Source organism: Oribacterium sp. FC2011 (assembly GCF_000701645.1).
Classification (GTDB): Bacteria; Bacillota; Clostridia; order Lachnospirales; family Lachnospiraceae; genus Oribacterium.
Map to the genome: position 1 here is coordinate 1 of NZ_JNJM01000056.1, position 3,953 is coordinate 3,953.

Genomic DNA, 3,953 nt, shown 5'->3' on the forward strand with positions numbered 1-3,953 from the left:
AATCTGCCCGTCTCCTCGGTATTCCATTTCGTATAACTCATCTGGATTGTCGAGAGACTGCTTAAGGAATTTATACCTTAACAATTCTCCATTTTCATTAGCGGAACCTTCATTCATATATGCCACTTCCTTGTGAAATGCATCCATACATTTCTCTAAGGTCGGATATACCGGTAGATATCCCTCTGAATATCCTTCATCATCCCTGTAATAACAGTTATACATGTAGACATATTCCCCAATCGGTTCATCCTGCAGGAATTTATGTATCCTCTCATCCACTGTCTCCATGTACAGATTAAGGCTTTCATGAAGACTCGTCCAACCCATGTCATATCCTTTGGGTGGTGGCCCACAATCTGGCTTAGTCTGAATAAGCTCCTGCCAAAGTAGCTTTTTTTCTTCGTAAGAAAGTCGATGACACTGATATATGAGCCATGCTACTTCCAAAGAATTTAACTTATAATCTTGATTCCTTAAGTACTCTCGTATGTCTTTGGAATTGATTAGTGTGAAAACATCCATTGTATATTCCTTTATTTCGGGATGATTAAATTATTCTGGTCATTCCTTTTCAATTACCTGTGTCGAATAATCCCACCAACTGACTGTAGTATCATTAGCAAGGACTTGTTCCAGGTATTTCTTCCTGAAAACCCTTAGAAGAACTTCAACGTCAAATTTTCCTTTCATATAATTGCTGAGTACTTTCAAAAACGCCTCTTCCGGTTTTAAAGGATCTCTATAGAACTCATAGTCCATATAATTATATGGGTGATCGTAATCTATTCCGTAATTAGGAAACGCCATGTATACAATAGCATTCATATCAGTATTATCCCTATAGGTTTTATCTACATCCGGAGAATCCCAAGTACATAAATATTTTAATACAAAGCGCTCGTCACAATATCGATCAAAAACGCCTTTGTAATTTGGAATCCAAAGGATATCTCCCTTTTCAAAAGGTGTTGGAAATTCTAAATAGAGCTCCTCAAAGAAATTCGGGATAGGATTATATTCATCAGGATTCTCATATATATCAAGTATTTGTCCATCACTACGATATGTTACCTCTATGTAATGATATGGGCTATCAAGAGACTGTTTTTTTATTTTATATGAGAGAACCTCCTCTCCATCATCAGACTCTTCTTGAAAATCAGCAAGACATAACTCCAAAGAAGGAAAAATCGCATAATAATCTTCTGTCCACACCTTTTCATAAGAACCGTACCTATAGCTGTACAAGTAGACACTTCTAGCACCTGGTTCATCATTTAAGAATAACTGTATCTTTTGATCAAATACCTCTATGTACTGCCTTATGCTTTCATGAAGGCATTTTGTTTCCGTTTCGTAGCTTCTCTGCAGTATGGTGCAGTCCGGCATAGTATGTATAAGTTCTTGCCACAGAGTTTTCTTTTCTTCATAAGATAATCTGTGGCATTGGTATATGAGCCAGGCAGTTTCTATGGAGTTGAACTTATAGTTGATATTTTGCAAATGTTTACTAATGTCTTTGGAGTTAATCAGGGAATAAGTATTCATAAATTTAATCAAATAAATCCAATGTTTAATTGAGAGCTAACATCAATTCGAATAAATAAAAGCTTAATCAACAACTATTCATGCCATTCTTGCACAACATTGGAGCAATATTTAAAGCTGAGGTCATTTAATAAACTTTCAAAATTAACAGTCTTTCGTTCATTTAAGATTTCATATTGTCTAATTAAACTGAAACTAAGATTTTTGAGGCTTCTGGCATGGTGGTGGGTAGGTTTCTGTGGATTTACATGGAGGGGGCGGTGTGATAGTCTGACTGGCTACCAAATCACACCGCTAGAGGCTCCAAGTCAACCCACAGAAATCCGAAACAAACTAACCCTGCTACAGCCCTTTATTTTCAAGGGCTGAGGAGCTTTTTACCCACCATGATGCCAGAAGAGCAAGATTTTTTCAGTTTCTTGTAGATATGGTTCTATCCTATCAGTAGTAATATCCTCTTGCCCCTAATAGTATGCACTTTGCATCACTACCATTAGCTTCTATTCCTATAGAATATCCTTTATGTGTATAGTATCCATCTTCATATGATATTCCAGGAATGGTTATTTCTATATCTTGCGATTTAATTGGAAATATTACCTTTCCTTTCAATAGTATCTCTATACCCTCGAAAACTTCCACTGCATCGACCTTATCATCTTCAGTGTAATAAACATGAAATTTCCCATAATCATCCGTTGTGTTCTTGCTAAATTTTGACTTTTTAAACTCTTTACAATCTACATCAAACAATTTATGCACATCACCACGATTCATACCAAATATAATTCTTCCCACTGATGTGTTTGGTTTAAACTCCCATTTATCCATTATATTTTTCTCTCCTTTTCAAGCTGATCTACATAATCTGACATTTCTGTTATCGCATCATCATACTTATCACCAAATTTCTCATGAAGATCATCAATATCCATTTGCAGAGCTTCTCTAAATTTTCCTTGGTCAATTAATTCTTTTTGTTTTTCTCTAAACTCTCTAGCTTCTTTGGAATTTCCACAGCTAGCGGTTTGACGATGATCTTCCTTTTCCATCCTTATTGCAGGACCATCATTACGTTCTAAATTCGAAGCACTATCCGCAGGTGTATGATGTACTTCATGTTTTTCACCATCGCTTGTCTTTTTTACATCATTGTAGCTTCCACCTAGTTTTTCTTTCACCTCATTGTTTTCAGATGTTTCAAAGTTGTAATTTAACTGATGCTTATCATTATCTGAATTCACATCATTGTTAAACTTTTTGAAATCATTTTTGATTTCTTTATTATCAATGATATCTTCTTTTTTGAATATATCATTGATGAAATTTCTTGCCTCTTTAACAGAAGTGTTATATTCAGGTTTTATTTTCTTGAAGCCTTCAGACACAGGATTATTCACTTCGACTAATTCTTTTCTACTTGATATCTCATTCATAAAAATATACCTCTATTTTGTCTGTATACTTCAGCGAATCGGCACAATATATTATTGTATTCGGAATTCCTGCGAGATAATTCATCCACAATCAAAGCCATGGCAAGATTAATCTGCTCACTTGAGTATCCCTTGATTTCTGGAGAAAGTTTTTCAGTAACGGAACGAACCCAATCAATAATATCATCACAATGCTTTGATTCTTCTACTGCTTTATCAACATTTAAAAATTCATAAATCAAAGATCTTAGTGAGTTAACTGCTTCTTCATTTCCCGACTCAATATAATCGATAAATTTACATTTAACATTAGTATCAAGCTTTGACCTTAAGACAGCTGTTCTTAGCTTCTCTATATCTACTCGATCTCCTTTCCTATATAATTCTTTCGTCATTATACAATCCAGGACAGATTCAGAAACTTTTCTGGTATCTACAGAATCTGGAACATCATATCCATCAGTTATAGGATGAATATCGGCTGGATTATCTTCATACTTATCGATTTTACAAAGTATAGGTTCGACCCAATTATTTTGCGATATTGCGGCAACACCCTGCTCAAGTTTCACCAATTCTTCAATCTGCTCATTGTTTAATCCTGCCGCTTTACCAACCAACTCTCTATCAGAAAAATCCGGTAATCTCATAATGATTTTTGTATTTGTATTTCTGATTACAGAAAGATCAAGCATTCCCGGTGATTGATCGGCAATTATGAATCCTTCACCATATGTGCGCATTTCAGCTATTGAATTAGCCAACATTTCCACGGATTTTCCAAGCAGATTAGCAGAGTCATTAGACTGTTCTGTTGATGTTCGCTTAAGCAGATTATGTGCCTCTTCAAGAATGGTTACGTGTTTAAGGTCTTCATTAAAATCGGCACCATTTTCTCGCTGATCCATACGATGTTCTTGCAATCTTAGAACCAACAATCCCATAATAAGAGCTTTTTCTTCCGTT

The 3,953-nt window shown here is 35.3% G+C and carries 5 protein-coding genes; all 5 read right to left on the reverse strand.

The features are described from left to right. A partial coding sequence (locus tag T357_RS19650; RefSeq protein ID WP_044917405.1) for a hypothetical protein occupies positions 1–525 on the reverse strand: 525 nt, incomplete at its 3' end. 39 nt (positions 526–564) lie between these two features. Then, complete coding sequence (locus tag T357_RS0118250) at positions 565–1,551, reverse strand: hypothetical protein (protein ID WP_155991569.1); 987 nt, start codon at positions 1,549–1,551, stop codon at positions 565–567. 441 nt (positions 1,552–1,992) lie between these two features. Continuing rightward, complete coding sequence (locus T357_RS0118255; RefSeq protein ID WP_031555820.1) at positions 1,993–2,382, reverse strand: hypothetical protein; 390 nt, start codon at positions 2,380–2,382, stop codon at positions 1,993–1,995. Then, the gene (locus T357_RS0118260; RefSeq protein WP_031555822.1) at positions 2,382–2,987 is read right to left on the reverse strand and encodes a hypothetical protein; all 606 of its coding nucleotides are present in this window, start codon (positions 2,985–2,987) and stop codon (positions 2,382–2,384) included. The genes T357_RS0118255 and T357_RS0118260 overlap by 1 nt, the downstream gene beginning before the upstream one ends. Next, positions 2,984–3,953 (reverse strand): ATP-binding protein (locus tag T357_RS21945; protein WP_031555826.1); only part of this gene is annotated, 970 nt, incomplete at its 5' end. The genes T357_RS21945 and T357_RS0118260, both read right to left, overlap by 4 nt.